The 15,753-nt window shown below is 58.1% G+C and carries 14 protein-coding genes; 5 read left to right on the top strand and 9 right to left on the bottom strand.

Going from position 1 to position 15,753, the window contains the following annotated elements; genetic code table 11:
* Positions 1 to 41: 41 nt before the first annotated feature.
* The 5 genes from ruvC to IMX17_RS04080 form a co-directional block, all read right to left on the bottom strand.
* Positions 42 to 563 (bottom strand): crossover junction endodeoxyribonuclease RuvC, encoded by a 522-nt coding sequence (gene ruvC, locus IMX17_RS04100; protein WP_004932367.1) that lies wholly within the window; start codon positions 561 to 563, stop codon positions 42 to 44.
* Between the two features lie 57 nt (positions 564 to 620).
* On the bottom strand, positions 621 to 1,364 hold the full coding sequence (locus tag IMX17_RS04095; protein WP_004932370.1) for a YebC/PmpR family DNA-binding transcriptional regulator: 744 nt from the start codon (positions 1,362 to 1,364) through the stop codon (positions 621 to 623).
* Between the two features lie 19 nt (positions 1,365 to 1,383).
* On the bottom strand, positions 1,384 to 1,830 hold the full coding sequence (gene nudB / locus IMX17_RS04090) for a dihydroneopterin triphosphate diphosphatase (RefSeq protein WP_004932373.1): 447 nt from the start codon (positions 1,828 to 1,830) through the stop codon (positions 1,384 to 1,386).
* A complete protein-coding gene (aspS, locus tag IMX17_RS04085) occupies positions 1,830 to 3,614 on the bottom strand; it encodes an aspartate--tRNA ligase (protein ID WP_193549355.1) in 1,785 nt (594 codons plus the stop codon). The genes nudB and aspS overlap by 1 nt, the downstream gene beginning before the upstream one ends.
* A 74-nt stretch (positions 3,615 to 3,688) precedes the next feature.
* Complete coding sequence (locus IMX17_RS04080; RefSeq protein WP_033632845.1) at positions 3,689 to 3,880, bottom strand: FmdB family zinc ribbon protein; 192 nt, start codon at positions 3,878 to 3,880, stop codon at positions 3,689 to 3,691.
* 254 nt (positions 3,881 to 4,134) lie between these two features.
* Here IMX17_RS04080 and IMX17_RS04075 point away from each other — a divergent pair, with 254 nt between their 5' ends.
* The 5 genes from IMX17_RS04075 (at position 4,135) to cmoB (ending at position 7,894) form a co-directional block, all read left to right on the top strand.
* Positions 4,135 to 4,713 carry a hydrolase gene (locus IMX17_RS04075; RefSeq protein WP_193549354.1) on the top strand — a complete coding sequence of 193 codons (579 nt, stop codon included), beginning with the start codon at positions 4,135 to 4,137 and terminating at the stop codon, positions 4,711 to 4,713.
* 53 nt (positions 4,714 to 4,766) lie between these two features.
* Complete coding sequence (locus IMX17_RS04070) at positions 4,767 to 5,582, top strand: DUF72 domain-containing protein (protein ID WP_193549722.1); 816 nt, start codon at positions 4,767 to 4,769, stop codon at positions 5,580 to 5,582.
* A gap of 102 nt (positions 5,583 to 5,684) precedes the next feature.
* A complete protein-coding gene (locus IMX17_RS04065) occupies positions 5,685 to 6,080 on the top strand; it encodes an MAPEG family protein (RefSeq protein ID WP_004932387.1) in 396 nt (131 codons plus the stop codon).
* A gap of 102 nt (positions 6,081 to 6,182) precedes the next feature.
* Positions 6,183 to 6,926, top strand: coding sequence for a carboxy-S-adenosyl-L-methionine synthase CmoA (cmoA, locus tag IMX17_RS04060; protein WP_193549353.1), 744 nt, complete (start codon positions 6,183 to 6,185; stop codon positions 6,924 to 6,926).
* Positions 6,923 to 7,894: a tRNA 5-methoxyuridine(34)/uridine 5-oxyacetic acid(34) synthase CmoB gene (gene cmoB, locus IMX17_RS04055; protein WP_182264314.1), complete on the top strand. Its 972-nt coding sequence runs from the start codon at positions 6,923 to 6,925 to the stop codon at positions 7,892 to 7,894. Before cmoA ends, cmoB begins: the two co-directional genes overlap by 4 nt.
* 36 nt (positions 7,895 to 7,930) lie before the next feature.
* Here the strand turns inward: cmoB and IMX17_RS04050 are convergent, their stop codons facing one another.
* The 4 genes from IMX17_RS04050 to IMX17_RS04035 form a co-directional block, all read right to left on the bottom strand.
* Positions 7,931 to 10,039, bottom strand: coding sequence for an FKBP-type peptidyl-prolyl cis-trans isomerase N-terminal domain-containing protein (locus tag IMX17_RS04050; protein WP_227414455.1), 2,109 nt, complete (start codon positions 10,037 to 10,039; stop codon positions 7,931 to 7,933).
* Positions 10,036 to 10,440, bottom strand: coding sequence for a hypothetical protein (locus IMX17_RS04045; RefSeq protein ID WP_046896678.1), 405 nt, complete (start codon positions 10,438 to 10,440; stop codon positions 10,036 to 10,038). Before IMX17_RS04045 ends, IMX17_RS04050 begins: the two co-directional genes overlap by 4 nt.
* 654 nt (positions 10,441 to 11,094) lie before the next feature.
* Positions 11,095 to 13,044, bottom strand: a complete 1,950-nt coding sequence (locus IMX17_RS04040) for a M48 family metallopeptidase (protein WP_182264313.1) — start codon at positions 13,042 to 13,044, stop codon at positions 11,095 to 11,097.
* On the bottom strand, positions 13,037 to 15,121 hold the full coding sequence (locus IMX17_RS04035) for a DUF4034 domain-containing protein (RefSeq protein WP_182264312.1): 2,085 nt from the start codon (positions 15,119 to 15,121) through the stop codon (positions 13,037 to 13,039). Before IMX17_RS04035 ends, IMX17_RS04040 begins: the two co-directional genes overlap by 8 nt.
* Between the last annotated feature and the right edge of the window lie 632 nt (positions 15,122 to 15,753).

The following is a 15,753-nucleotide window of genomic DNA, read 5'->3' as shown; positions in this document are numbered from 1 at the left end:
AGGCTGGATGAATATCCAGCCTGAGCAATCATCGCTTCGCGTCAGCGCAAACGCCCGCGCGCCAGGTTAAGCCGCCCTTCGCTCATCCGCAGCACGTTCTGGCTGAGGTGGCAGTGGGTGATGGCGATGGCCAGGGCGTCGGCGGCGTCCGCCTGCGGATTGGCCGAGAGTTTGAGCAGCGAGCGCACCATGTGCTGCACCTGCGCCTTTTCGGCTGCGCCGGTGCCGACCACGGTTTGTTTGACCTGCCGCGCCGCATACTCGAACACTTCCAGATTCTGATTCACCGCCGCGACGATCGCGACACCGCGCGCCTGGCCGAGCTTGAGCGCCGAATCCGGGTTCTTGGCCATAAACACCTGTTCGATGGCGAAGAAGTCGGGCTGAAACTGGGTGATGATCTCGCTGACGCCGGCGTAAATCAGCTTCAGCCGCGTCGGCATGTCGTCCACCACCGTGCGGATGCAGCCGCTGGCGATATAGCTCAACTGGCGCCCCTGCTGGCGGATAAGGCCATAGCCGGTGACGCGTGAGCCGGGATCGATACCGAGTATGATCGCCATATCTACATCCACCTTGCATGCACGGCGCCGCCTGACGGCGGCGCCCGTTTTACCGGATTACAGCGTCGCCGCCACTTCGTCGGAGATCTCACCGTTATGGTAAACTTCCTGCACGTCGTCGCAGTCTTCCAGCATATCGATCAGGCGCAGCAGCTTAGGCGCGGTTTCCGCATCCATGTCGGCCTTGGTCGATGGGATCATCGACACTTCCGCCGCTTCGGCTTCGAAGCCCGCCGCGGTCAGCGCGTCTTTCACCGCGCCCAGACTTTCCCAGGCGGTGAACACGTCGATGGCGCCATCGTCATAGGTCACGATGTCTTCCGCACCGGCTTCCAGCGCCGCTTCCATCACGCTGTCTTCATCCAGGCCCGGTGCGTAAGTGATCACGCCCTTCTTGGTGAACAGGTAAGCCACGGAACCGTCGGTACCCAGATTGCCGCCGCATTTGGTGAAGGCGTGACGCACTTCCGCCACGGTGCGGTTACGGTTGTCGCTCAGGCATTCGATCATGACGGCGGTGCCACCAGGGCCGTAGCCTTCGTAGATGATGGTTTCCATGTTGGTATCATCATCGCCGCCCACGCCGCGCGCGATCGCCCGGTTCATGGTGTCGCGCGTCATGTTGTTCGACAGCGCCTTGTCCATCGCCGCGCGCAGACGCGGGTTGGAATCCGGATCGCCGCCGCCCAGCTTCGCGGCGGTGACCAGCTCACGAATAATCTTGGTGAAAATTTTACCGCGCTTGGCGTCCTGCGCCGCTTTACGGTGCTTTGTGTTGGCCCACTTACTATGACCTGCCATAAAAAATCTCCGAAAAAAACTACTGGACTGAATTGATCACGAACTCTTCAATCGCCTGCTGATTGCTCCACGACTTGGTCAACTTCACGGCCTCGGCCGCCTCAAGCCATTGGTAAGCGTGATGCTCGGTAATCACCGGATCGCGCTCCTCGGGCAACGCCAGACAGAACCAGTGCTCTTTATTGCGCGTGGTTCCCGGCGCATAGCGATGTCGCAAATGGACAAAGAGTTCAAACTCCACGCAGCGTTGGCAATCGAACAACGGCAGGTGCTCTGCTTCGATATCGATGCCGACTTCTTCCATGACCTCACGCCGCGCGGCATGCGGCGGCGACTCATCCTGCTCCAGACTGCCGGTGACCGACTGCCAGAACTCGGTATCGTCGCGCCGCTGTAACATCAGCACCCGACCACTGGATTTCGCGTAAATCACTACCAGGATAGATTCAGGGCGCTTATAACTCATCACTCGCTCTCTTGTTCCGCACCGGCTTTCTTTACCACGCTGATCGCCAGCTCCTGCAGCGACGCCGGGTTGGCGAAGCTCGGGGCGTCGGTCATCAGACAGGCCGCCGCGGTGGTTTTCGGGAAGGCAATCACGTCGCGGATATTGTCGGTGCCGGTCAGCAGCATCACCAGACGGTCCAGGCCGAAGGCCAGGCCGGCGTGCGGCGGCGTGCCGTACTTCAGCGCGTCCAGCAGGAAGCCGAACTTCTCGCGCTGTTCGTGTTCGTCGATGCCCAGAATGCTGAATACCGTCTGCTGCATTTCGCTGCGGTGAATACGCACCGAACCGCCGCCCACTTCGTAACCGTTGATGACCATGTCATAAGCGTTGGCGATAGCGTTGACCGGCGCTGCGGCCAGCTCTTCCGGGCTCATGTCGCGCGGCGAGGTGAACGGGTGGTGCATCGCCGCCAGGCCGCCCTCTTCGTCTTCTTCGAACATCGGGAAGTCGACCACCCACAGCGGCGCCCAGCTGTCGAGTTGGGTCAGCCCCAGATCGCGCCCCAGCTTCAGGCGCAGCGCGCCCATCGCATCGGTGACAATCTTGAAGCTGTCTGCGCCGAAGAACAGGATGTCGCCGGTCTGCGCGTCGGTACGCGCCAGAACAGCTTCCAGCACTTCCGCGCTGAGGAATTTGGCGATCGGGCTCTGCACGCCTTCCATGCCGGCGGCGCGGTCGTTGACCTTCAGCCAGGCCAGGCCTTTCGCGCCGTAGATGTTGACGAAAGCGCCGTACTCATCGATCTGCTTGCGGGTCAGCTGTGCGCCGCCTGGTACGCGGATCGCCGCCACGCGGCCTTTGACGTCGTTGGCCGGGCCGGAGAATACTTTGAACTCGACGTCCTTGACCAGGTCAGCCACGTCCACCAGCTCCAGCGGGTTACGCAGGTCCGGCTTATCGGAACCAAAGCGACGCATCGCTTCGGCGAAGGTCATGACCGGGAAATCGCCCAGATCCACGCCCTTCACGTCCAGCCACAGTTCACGCGCCAGTTTCTCCATCACTTCACGCACCTGGTCGGCGGTCATGAAGGAAGTTTCGACGTCGATCTGGGTAAATTCAGGCTGACGGTCCGCACGCAGGTCTTCGTCACGGAAGCATTTGACGATCTGATAGTAACGATCGAAGCCGGACATCATCAGCAGCTGTTTAAACAGCTGCGGAGACTGCGGCAGCGCGTAGAATTTGCCCTTGTGCACGCGGCTCGGCACCAGGTAATCGCGGGCGCCTTCCGGCGTCGCTTTGGTCAGCATCGGCGTTTCGATGTCGAGGAAGCCGTGGCTGTCCATGAAGCGGCGCACGAAGCTGGTGATTTTGGCGCGGGTCTTCAGACGCTCGGCCATTTCCGGGCGACGCAGATCCAGGTAGCGGTATTTCAGGCGCGCTTCTTCGCTGTTGACCTGATTGGAGTCCAGCGGCAGCGGCTCGGAGCGGTTGATGATCTCGAGCGCGTGGGCAAACACTTCCACTTCGCCGGTGGCCATATCTTTATTGATCTGGCTGTCCGGACGCGCACGCACGGTGCCGACGATCTGGATGCAGAACTCATTGCGCAGGTCGTAGGCCTTGTCGAACGCCACTTTCTCGTCCGGATCGAAGAACACCTGCACGATGCCTTCGCGGTCGCGCATATCAATAAAGATCAGGCCGCCGAGATCGCGACGACGATTGACCCAACCACACAGAGTGACTTCCTGGCCCACGTGGGACAGATTCAACTGCCCGCAATATTCAGTACGCATACGCTATCCTTTTACACAGCCGATGCCGCGCCGGGCTAGTGCGCCCCTGTCGCGCGGCTGTTATCTGATAAATTCTACTTGTTACCCGGTTTAAAATCCGTCGCATACCAGCCGGTGCCCTTAAGCTGGAAACCGGAAGATGAAATCAACTTGGTCAACGCGGGCTGCCCACACGCCGGGCAGTCTGCCAGCGGCGCATCGGAAAATTTTTGCAATTTCTCTAACCGATGGTTGCAAGCACCACATGCATATTCATAAATCGGCATAGGTCGTTGGATTAAAGAGTGTTGAAAAAAGGGAGTCATTATAAAGGAAATTCATCCGCCCGATAAGTGCGAACACAGCATTGTTACTGCACTAAATGGCGCGTTTTTGTTCGAATCAACACATCGGTTAACAAATTTCCCATTAACCTGCGACAGTTTTTTCACGTAGCCTGATTCTCCCCCGGTTTTGCGCCGAACGCAGCTCGCCCGACGCGCCGAACAGTTTTTATCCACTTCGCAACGAGATGAAATCCATGCTGAAACTTGACGCCCAAACCACCGCTCTGGTGCTGATCGATTTGCAAAACGGCATTCTGCCCTACGCCGGCGGCCCGCACGGCGCCGACCAGGTGGTGGCGAACGCCGCCCTGCTGGCCGCGCGTTTTCGCATGCTGAGCGCGCCGGTGCTGTTGGTGCGCGTCGGTTGGTCAGACTCCTTCGCCGAGGCGCTGAAACAACCGGTGGATAAACCGGCTCCCGCGCCCGCCGGCGGTTTGCCGGCCACCTGGTGGGAGTTCCCCGCGCCGCTGGCGGTCTGCGACAGCGATATTCTGATCACCAAGCGCCAATGGGGCGCCTTCTACGGCACCGATCTGGACTTGCAGCTGCGCCGTCGCGGCATCAAATCCGTAGTCTTGGGCGGCATATCCACCAATATCGGCGTGGAATCCACCGCCCGCGCCGCCTGGGAACACGGCTATGAGCTGGTGATCGCCGAAGACGTCTGCAGCGCGCAGAACGCAGAAATGCACCGTTTCGCGTTCGAACACATCTTCCCGCGTTTGGCGCGGGTGCGCGACACCGGCGAAATTCTTGCCGCGCTCGACCGGTAACGTTAAGTTGTAGCCTGATAAGCCAAGCACAAGTAAAGGAAGACGATGCCGTGATCTACATCGGATTGCCACAGTGGCAACATGCAGCCTGGAACCGAATCGGGCTGCGCGACTTGGCGGATTACAGCCGCTATTTCAACTGCGTGGAGGGCAACACCACCTTCTATGCGCTGCCGAAGCTGGAAATCGTGCAGCGCTGGCGCGACATGACCGGCGACGATTTTCGCTTTTGCTTCAAATTCCCGTCGGACATCAGCCACAAAGCCGCCCTGCGCAACTGCGCCGCCGAGCTGCAGGCGTTTTACCACTGCCTGAGCCCGGTGCATCAACGCATCGGGCAATTGTGGCTGCAGTTGCCCGCCGCCTTCGGCCCCGATGAGCTGCCGCGCATGTGGCAGTTCTTCGAAAGCCTGCCGCAGGAGTTCACTTACGGCGTCGAAGTGCGTCATCCGGCATTTTTCGCCAAAGGCGAAGAAGAGCGCGCGTTGAATCAGGGGCTGCATCAGCGCGGCATCAATCGGGTGCTCCTCGACAGTCGCCCGGTGCATCACGCCGCCCCCAATACCGCCGCCGTGCGCGATGCCCAGCAGAAAAAACCGAAGCTGCCGGTGCACGCGCTGATCACCGCCGGCCAACCGCTGGTGCGCTTTATCGGCGGCGACCAATTGGCCGACAACCTGCGGTGGTTCGAAGCCTGGCAGCAAAAACTGCCGCTGTGGCAGCAACAGCATCAACCGTATCTGTTTATTCATACGCCGGACAACGGCGATTCGCCCCAGCAAGCGCAAAAAATTTGGCAGCAGCTGCGCCTGGCGATCCCCGATTTGCCTGCGCCGCCAGACTGGCCGGAACAGGATGCACTGTTTTGACCTATTAATCTGACCAATAACATCAAATATTTCCCCGCGACAGTGAATACAATGACGGCTATGATGCTGGCTGCCAGTTTTGGTTAGGGAACGGAGTGAAAAATGGTAAGCGCGCTTTATGTGGTGCTCGGCGCATTGTTGTTGATCAAACTCTCTTATGACGTAGTCAGATTAAGGATGCAGTACCGCGTAGCCTACGGCGACGGCGGTTTTTACGAATTACAGACCGCCATCCGCGTACATGGCAACGCCGTTGAATACATTCCTATCGCTGCCGTATTGCTGGTGATTATGGAGATGAACGGCGCGGAAATCTGGATGATTCACCTCTGCGGCCTGATGCTGATGGCCGGGCGTCTGGTGCATTACTACGGTTTGCGCAACCGCGAGGTTCGCTGGCGCCGTTCGGGCATGGCCGCGACCTATATCTCTTTGTTGTTGATGGTGCTGGCAAATATCTTCTATCTGCCCTGGGATCTGATTTTCAGCCTGCATTGATCCCGTTTTATCATCAGGCGGCCGCGCCGCCTGCTTCCGCTCCGCTTTTTTGCGCTTTTCTGTTAGACTACGCAGCTTCGAATTCTGAACTGATTTGCCGCTATGCCAAACCGCGATACTCTTTTCTCCGCCCCCATCGCCAAATTGGGCGACTGGACCTTTGACGAACGCGTCGCCGAAGTGTTCCCCGACATGATCCAACGCTCCGTTCCCGGCTATTCCAACATCATCTCGATGATCGGCATGCTGGCCGAACGTTTTGTGCAACCCGACAGCCGGGTGTATGACCTGGGCTGCTCGCTGGGCGCGGCGACGCTGTCGATGCGGCGGAATATCAGAGTGCCCGGCTGCACTATCGTCGCCGTCGACAATTCGCCGGCGATGGTGGAACGCTGCCGCCGCCATATTGACGCCTTCCGCGCCGACACGCCGGTTGACGTCATCGAAGCCGATATTCGCGACATCGATATCGAAAACGCCTCGATGGTGGTGCTGAACTTTACGCTGCAGTTCCTCGAACCGGCCGATCGCCTGCGCCTGTTGGAGAAAATCTATCGCGGCCTGCGCCCGGGCGGTGCGCTGGTGTTGTCGGAAAAATTCAGCTTTGAAGACGCCGAAGTCGGCGAACTGCTGTTCAACATGCACCACGATTTCAAACGCGCCAATGGATACAGCGAGCTGGAGATCAGCCAAAAACGCAGCATGCTGGAAAACGTGATGCTGACCGACTCGGTGGAGGTGCACAAGGCGCGTCTGCAACAGGCTGGGTTCGAGCATGCCGAAGTGTGGTTCCAGTGCTTCAACTTCGGTTCGCTGATCGCCCTGAAAGCGGGGGATGCGCAATGATCGAGTTTGGTGACTTCTATCAGCGCATTGCCAAGAGCCCCCTCAGCCATTGGCTGGATACGCTGCCCGCTCAGCTGAGCGCCTGGCAGCGCGAATCGCTGCACGGCAAATTCAAGCAGTGGTTCAACTCGGTAGAGCATTTGCCGACGCTGACTCCCACCCGTCTCGATCTGCTGCACGGCGTGCGCGCCGAGATGGAGCCGGGGCTGTCGCCGGGCCAGCTTGAAGGCATCGAGAAAATGCTGCGCACCCTGATGCCGTGGCGCAAAGGGCCCTTCTCGCTGTATGGCATCGATATCGATACCGAATGGCATTCTGATTGGAAATGGGATCGCGTACTGCCGCACATTTCTCCGCTGGCCGGCCGCACCATTCTCGACGTCGGCTGCGGCAGCGGCTATCACCTGTGGCGCATGATCGGCGCCGGCGCACACTTCGCCGTAGGCATCGATCCGATGCAGCTGTTCCTGTGCCAGTTTGAAGCGGTGCGCAAACTGTTGGGCGGCGATCAGCGCGCCCATCTGCTGCCGCTCGGTATTGAGCAGTTGCCGGATCTGGCGGCGTTCGACACCGTGTTCTCGATGGGGGTGCTGTATCATCGCCGCTCGCCGCTCGATCACCTGTACCAACTGAAAAATCAGCTGGTGCCTGAAGGTGAGCTGGTGCTGGAAACGCTGGTGGTGGAAGGCGACCGTCACCAGGTGCTGGTGCCGGGCGATCGTTATGCACAGATGCGCAACGTGTATTTCATCCCTTCCGCCGAAGCGCTGAAATGCTGGCTGGAGAAGTGTGGCTTCATCGACGTGAAGATCGCCGATATGTGCGTCACCAGCCTCGAAGAGCAGCGCCGCACCGACTGGATGACCAGCGAGTCGTTGGCCGAATTCCTCGATCCGAACGATCGCAGCAAAACGATCGAAGGCTATCCGGCGCCGCTGCGCGCTGTGCTGACCGCCAAAAAACCCTAGCGCTCGCTAATCGGGCCGGCCTGTGCCGGCCCCAATTTAGCCGTTGCTGACATCGACAATCCGCAGCTCATACACCATCGTCGCGTTCGGTGGGATCTGCGGCGCATACCCTGTTTCACCGTACGCCAACGCCGGCGGCACCACCATCGTCAGCGAACCGTGATTTTTCAGATGCCCGATCGCCTCACGGAACAGCGGCGGATAAGCGGAGAGCGGCTGGGACATCACCTTCCCACTGCGATCCATATCCTGAATCACGCGACCGTCGGTTAAACTTTCTTTCACCACGATATCCACCCGCGCGTTTTCCGTAATGGCTTCATCACCCGCATAATCGATGCGATACCAGAAACCGGAAGGCGACTTCCGCGTGCCCTTCTTCTTTTTAAACTCGGCGACGAACGCCTCACCCTTGCTGGTCTGCGTCTTCGCAGCCTGGCTTCTAGCCTCGTTCACCGCTTTTTCCGACTCCTCCAGTGCGCTGGTCAACTGCGCATCGCTCAACTGGTAATGGCCGTTGAAGGTATCGATCACGCCCGCCAGCAGCACGGTTTTATCAGGTGTGATGCCCCAATTTTTACGCTCCGCCAGCATCGTTTGAATATCGCGCCCCAAAGCGACACCGGCGGCGTAGCTCTGTTGCTCCGGTTTTTTCTTCAGCGCTTGCCTATCCGGCAGCCATTTGGCCCGCGCTCTCAGCCCGTCCAGTTCCTCACGCAAGGCTTGCTGCGCCTGATGCGCGGCCGCCAGCTCCATCGCCGCTTTATCAGCCTGTTGCGACGCGGTATCCCGTTGCTGCACTGCCTGCGCGCTTTCCGCCGTCAGCGCCGCCAGACGCTGTTCCAGCGCCTTAGCCTGCTCGGTTTGCGTTTTGTTTTTTTCCTGCAGCGTTGCCAACTGCCGCTGAAGCTCGCCCGTCGCTTTGGCGGCGTCTATCGCCTGCTTTGCCAACGCCGCCTGCAGGCTTTTCTCTTGTTGTTCGGCCTGTTGGCGTTGGTCATCACGCTCTTTTTGCAGCGCTGCCAGCTGCTGCTGAAGCTCGCCCGTCGCTTTAGCGGCCTCGGTCTTTTGCTGCTCCAGCGCCATCTTCAGGTTTTTCTCTTGCTGCCCGGCCTGTTGGCGTTGGCTTTCACGCTCTTTTTGCAGCGCTGCCAGCTGCTGCTGAAGTTCCCCCGTCGCTTTGGCGGCCGCGGTCTTTTGCTGCTCCAGCGCCATCTTCAGTTTTTTCTCTTGCTGCTCGGCCTGCTGGCGTTGGCTTTCACGCTCTTTTTGCAGCGTTGCCAGCTGCTGCTGAAGTTCCTCTGTCGCTTTGGCGGCCTCGGTCTTTTGCTGCTCCAGCGCCGTCTTCAGGCTTTTCTCCTGTTGCCCACCCTGCTGCCGTTTGCTTTCCTGCTCTTTTTGCAACTGCGCCAGCTGCTGTTGCAGCGCCCCGAGCGCCTTGGCGGCTTCAGCCTTCTGCTGTTCCAGTTCAGCGGCGGCCGCTTTTTTGTCCTGCTCATAACGCTGGCGCGCTTTATCGTTGGCGGCCTGCGCCGCCGCCAGTTTCTCCTGCCAGATCTGTTGCCGCGCGTTATCGCCCTGTTTTGGCAATGCCGCCAGCCGTTGCTCCAGCAAGGCGATGCGCCGATCTCGCTCCTCGGTTTGCTGTTTTTGCCGCGCTAACGCCGCTTGCGCCTCGGCGATTTGTGCCTGAACCTTACGCTCTTGCGGCGTCAGGTTGAGCGCCTGCCGCACGCCGCTGGCAAAGTCGCTCAACGCGCTCAGATCGGGCGCCGGCACCGGTTTATCGGCAGCCGCCAGGGAGGACGCAACGCGCAACGCGGTCAGTTCCCGCTGCAGTGATTGAATGGAAGCCTGCTGTTGCTCCAGTCGGGCATCTTTCTCGCGCAGCGCCTTTTGCCACTGCGCCAGCTGCTTCTTCTGCGCCGTCGCCTCACGCGTTTGAACCGGCCGGGATGCCGACTTCTGGGGAGCCTGGGGTTGCGTGACGGCGGCATCAGCCTCCGCTGCCGGTGCATCCTGCCGCTGGTAGCGCTCGGCAAACTGCAATAACGCCGGCACATCGTCATCCGCAGCGGCCACCGCCGGCGCAAACGCCAACGGTATCATCAGGCTCAGTAACGCCTTTCTCGCACGCGGGGTCATTGGGTGCGCTCTCCACGCTCAGCCAGACCGGTCATCATGGCAGAACTGATGTCTGCGCACAGACGGCTGGTGCGATAACGATACAGGGCGTCAACGGTTTCCTGCGTTCCCGTGTTGACCCGTTGGCGTACCCCGGCATATTGCGCGGCGCCGCCCATCAAGGTATCGAATTCGCGTTTGAATTTTTGGTATTTTTCGTTATCCATGCCGCGCATGGCATCCAGCTCGCGCTGGCACTGCTGCATGCGTTCGGCCTCACGTTGCCGTTTGTCTTGCTCCGCAATTTCTTCTGCGCTGGGGGGCTTACTTAAGGTAGAAACAGGCCGCTTGGTGGTCTGGCAGCCGGTCAGGGCCAAGGTCAGCAAAAGCGCAGCGGTCAAACAGTGTGCCGTTCGGGTCATTATCGTTATCTCCTTGTAAAGTCCGCCGTCGACGTGCTCTGTGGCTGCGCCGACGGCTCTCCTCATTGGTGCTGTGATGTTCCGGCCATCAGCCAGGCTGTGTTCGGACATGAAAACGCAGACGCAGCGTTGAGAGGCATGACGCCAATAATTCACCGCATCAATACATACAAAAAAAATCATTTAATATTATGATATTTAAAGGATTTTAACTCACAAACTTATCAGCAGGGCATGACGAGCGCAAGAAGAGATGGGGCCTGTTCGGCTGCAAAACGTCGTTGAAACCGGCAGGGGGTCTTTGCAAGACACAAAAAAACTTCCGCTCTTAAGATATGCTCAAGGTTGCGAACACGCTTGCATCGCCGGGCACCTGCGTTATCGGTTGCACTGAACGGTCATGAGACGCGGTAACGCATATCAGGACGCCGACACGCCATCTTCGATGTACTTTTAAGAGCGCAGAATCCACACAACAGTGCTATTGCAATTACTTTCACTGGAATCTCACGGTCATAAACCCAAAGCGCAACCACGTCACACCGCCGAGATTCACAACCAGACAAGGGCTACAGTCTCGAATGGAAGCCTGGCTGCTTCTGCTTCCTCCGAGTGACGACTTTCGCGTCTCGTACCCGCTTAGATCAGAGGCAACTACTTCAAAGGAAGCATTTCACTCTTTGCCAACCTTTGGGCGAGTGGAGTCTCTGCCGTGCAAAAATGCCAAAGAGGCACCGTTGGCAGGTTCGGGCTGAGGTTGGCAGCCATTCTTTGGCAGATTTCCTGTCGGCGACCACCACGCATCAGCAGGCGATCCAACACATACCGCCACCCCCGGACTCCGGTCACCACGACGAGTACATACCGGCTGAATCCACCGTCGATACGCGACTGCTTTTTGACCAGCCATTTCTGCTCGGCGTAGTGGGAAATGGCTCTCAGATCCCGTTCTACCTGACGAATGCGGTACAAGGGCAGCCCATGGTGCGCGAGATCATCGCCTTCATAAACCGTGCCAAACTCCGTGTCGATGTCCTTCTGGAGCCTGGCGGCGGCATCGGCGCGCAGGCGATGCCGTGCTGCGGTCAGCATGTCGCCACGCGCCAGGCTCAGGCGCGTCAACGCGCGCGAGCAGCGCAGCGTTTCCATCGGATCCTGCTCAATCGCCTGCTGCAGATATTCAGCGGCCACCTCAAGCCGGCCCTGTTCCTGACGCGCCAGGCCGATAGCATAGAGCACATCGGGATTGTCGGGCGCCAGCGCATGCGCCTGTTGCAACTCTTCCACCCAAGAGTGAGCACCCAACCGTCTGCTCTTGTCCGACATGGCCAGCCAGTCCCTGGCCGACAAGCGCTGGGTTGTGGCCCGTAAGCGCAGGGATTCATACGCAGCAACAGTTTCTTTCCAGTCTTGGTGGTGGTGTGCCCAGTCCGGCTCCGCATTCTTCAACCATTGCGCATCCATCTTCGCCGCCGCATCCTGTAGGAATGGCTCGGAAAACAACTGATGAGGAACGCCACCAATAAGAGAGCAGCCTCTCAAGGTTCTAGTATTTGCGCCCAGTCGGGACACTCGATCGTGCAACGACGGATGCGTATCTTCCTCGCCGGTGGGCGCACGCAAGGCGTGATAAATCCATTCCGTGGCCTGTTCCGGCCCCAAGTCGCCGATGCCTTTCCCCGAGGTGAGTTGAGAAAAAGGGGCTCCGCATGGCATGGACGAGTATCTGGCTTCGGCCCATAGAAGAGGCCAAAATTCCTGGTGCAGATAGCATCCGGCTAACTCCAGCGAATATAGCGCCTGAATGATGGTCCGCCCGCCACGCCAACGGGTAGCCACCTGATCGGCCACATACTCGCCTGCCCGCTGGACGGCGAATGACCTGGCGTCGAGGCGAGGAACATACCAACGCAGAAATAGATGCAGGCAAGAACAGGAAACTCGATGAAACCAACGCCAATAGAGCGATGAAGACTCGCCGAACTCAGCAAGATTTTCCTCAAGTCGGATCAGTAGCTGACGCAAGTCTTGAATGCGCTTATTGAGCAATCCATGTTTTCCCATCAGATGGCCGAACTCATGAGCGATGATCGCGCCGACCTGCCCGACAGGCAGCAGACACAACAGAGGCAGCCCGATTTCCATCGTCTGCTGAGTCTTACCTAACCAAGGAAAAGACGCGCGCTGCGAGATACTCGCGTTCAATCGTTTGGACAGGATTACCCTGCTCAGCTTCGGGCCGCCAATACAATCGCGAACCGAATCTATCAGGGCATACAACCCAGGAGCATCCTGTTTTCGCAGCGCCAGCGCTTCTTCTAAGCCATATTCAGCGGGCCGCTGCAGCGCCCGAAAGAACGCGATGCCATAGAAAATGACCACCAAGATCAATAGCGCCATTGCAGCCCCTTGCAACCATGGGAACACGTACAGGGCCAATCCCAGCAAAGCCAGGATGGGAAGCAGCGCCAGTCCAGCAATGGCTACATATCCGATGGCCAACCAACACCAAACGCGCAAGCGCTCTCGCCAATGTGTCAATTCAAGCGATTTGGTAAGCGACGGCGAGCTATCTGCGCCATTCCCCAGGGACTTATCAGGCAAAATCAAGCTCTCCTCTGCCGAAGGTCAAATGACGTACACGGTCATCGATGCGCCCACGATCCCTGCGAAAATCGAGTGCAGCCCGCCAGGCGCCGAGGAAAGTGCCGCGCCGATAGATATTGTCCGCCAGGCTGAGATAGCGCTCATCATCGGGAGAAATCGCCAAGGCGCGATCAATCCAGATTTTCGCCAGGTATCGATTCGGTGCACAGCCCCTGCCCTCCAAAAAAGCAATTGCATAGCTGTGCGCAGCTACACGCTGGTCGTGCTCATCGTCTTCAGCCCACATCCAGGCAAGGACCTTATCCAGACTAGCACGGCGATCCTCTTCGATATCGCCATACATCATCAACCTGGCAAGGTTCACCGCCGCCGCAGATTCAAGCCGGGAGCCCCGCGCAGAGTTCTCCCAGACATCTTCAATCCATTCTTTGCACTGCGCATACTGCGCAGCGTTCAATGGTTGGTCATCGGCGGTAAGCTTATACACCAGATTGCAGCGGGCGATGTGATGCCCCGCCTCGGCGGCCTGACGCAACCACTGGAATGAGAGTGCTTCGTCGATGGGAGTGAATGCAGGGTCTATCTTGCCGGCATACAGCTCGCTCATGCCCATGTAACCATCGCCATTACCACGCGCGATACACTCCTGCCACAGGAACATCACGGCTTCTTGAGGAACATAATCCCAAAGATTAGAGCCGAGTTGGGTGATGTTGATCATCGACTCTGTTGACGCCAACGCCCGATCGATAAGCTCGGTATGGTCATAAGCACCCGGCTCGATACCGAAAAGCCCGAACCGACTGCCGATGGCGGCGAGCAGTTGGGCCTCGCAGTCGTTGCCCCAGCGAACGGCACGATCCAGGACTTGCCTCAAAAGGTCCTGAGTATCGGGCATGCGGTTGAACCATAGGCAGGCCTGCAGGATATACAGCGTGTTCGGGTAGGCCGCCTCGGTGAGGTCAACTGCGGCGGGAACGGATGCCATGGCCTCGGTGAGCAGGTCGTAGGCACGTTGCAGCCGGGCTCGATCCCAAGACACCTCACCGCCATCTTCGCTGCGAGCCAGCGAGCAATGAAAATCAGCATACTTACACAGCGCTCGCCCCCGGCTCAACGGCGAAAGATCAAGTTGTATGCAGCGCTCGAACTCCTCGGCGAATGCGTTGAGACGCTCGGTGTCGTCTGTATCCGGGTACGCCCGGGAGCCGAGATAGTCTAACGCCTGGTCGAAACGCAACTCGTCGCGCTCCCGCTCGCTCAAACTGGCGCAGACAGGACCTTCGATAAAGGCGTCCATTTCGGCATGGCTTCCCCCCCAACGCGGGTAGAGAAAGTACAGATAATCTCCCAACACATCGCTGTCGCCGGGGCGAGCCGCCAGCGCAAGGCGAAGCCAGTAAGTCTTGCCGTCCTCCAGTTCCCCCGGCGCACGCGGCGGCAAGCCTGGCGGAAGCGCTTCTGGAATGTCCGCCAGGCCGTCACCATACTCTCTGAACAGTGCCAGGCCATCTTCCCAGGTTTTTGGATGCCATTGCGCCTGAAACGCGGCATGGCCAATCGGAACCAAGCCTTGCGCGAGGTCGAGAAGCCATCTCGGCTCTCCCAGATAGGCGCACAAACGCATCATGCGATGCAGTGCCATGGCCGGTCTTGGATGCAGGGCGATGGCCCGTAGGTAGGCCGCCAGCCCGTGGTCGCGCGCCATCTGCGCGCCAGCCCATTGGGCCTGCTCCACATAGTCTGCACAATATGTCGTACGTATCTTTTCGGCCGCACACTCCCAGGCTTGGCCGTAGAGCAGGTGCGCATGATATGACGCCGGCGAACTCTCGCACCATGCCTGCAACTGAGCCAGCATATCCGGCAACGGCAACGGCAACGACAACGGCCCCTCGATAAAGCGCGTCATATACCAGCCGTAACCATAGGCGCGACGCGGGGTATCCAGCCACTCAGCAGCGGCATCGTCGAAAAATGCCTCCAGCGGGCTAAATTGTCCTGTCGCCAGCTGCTGGCGCAGGGTTTTAAACTGCATATGCAGTGATTCGATAGAAAGAGAGTTGGAAAGCATGTTTAGATATCCATATTTGCACAAATTTACCAGATTCAGAAACCCAACTTATCGCAGAAAGCAATGTATCGCCTTCCCGTCCCGGGAGGCGTTCATCTTGTCGCCGGTTTTATATGGAGCTACAAAGATTTCAGAAATACTATTTTTGACTTACCCAATACTGAGTGAGGAAGCACTTATTAATTTTAATGCCTCGAACGCCCGGCGCGTTTATTCAAAATCTAATTACCCCAATGAAAAAACACAAGCGCAAACGATGGTTTTTAGCAATTATTTTGCACGCAATCAAAATTATGTAAAACGCCAAACCCACATAAACCTGCAACATGAAGTTTTCATTCGGCTATAGGTGTGCCTATGGAATCTATCAGATGTTTTTTCTAAAAATAGCAAGCTCATTGGGTTTATTGACTAATTTATTGGATTGAATTCACAGATAAACAGATTCTAATGCTGATATACGCTTCTATATACTTTATACAGGAAAATTAATGTTTACTTAATATTATGGGCTTTTCATACTCCGAACGCACCTGACAGAACACTTCATCGATGGTTGTGGTGATGAGTACGTTTATCTGGGGGAAAAAGCCCGTGAAATATCTATACCCTTACGAATCAGCCCTGGTTCA

It is taken from the genome of Serratia sp. X3 (assembly GCF_014982455.1).
In the GTDB taxonomy this organism is placed as follows: Bacteria; Pseudomonadota; Gammaproteobacteria; order Enterobacterales; family Enterobacteriaceae; genus Serratia; species Serratia ureilytica.
Note: the sequence above shows the minus strand (reverse complement) of the source record. Positions and strands in the feature narration are given on the sequence as shown.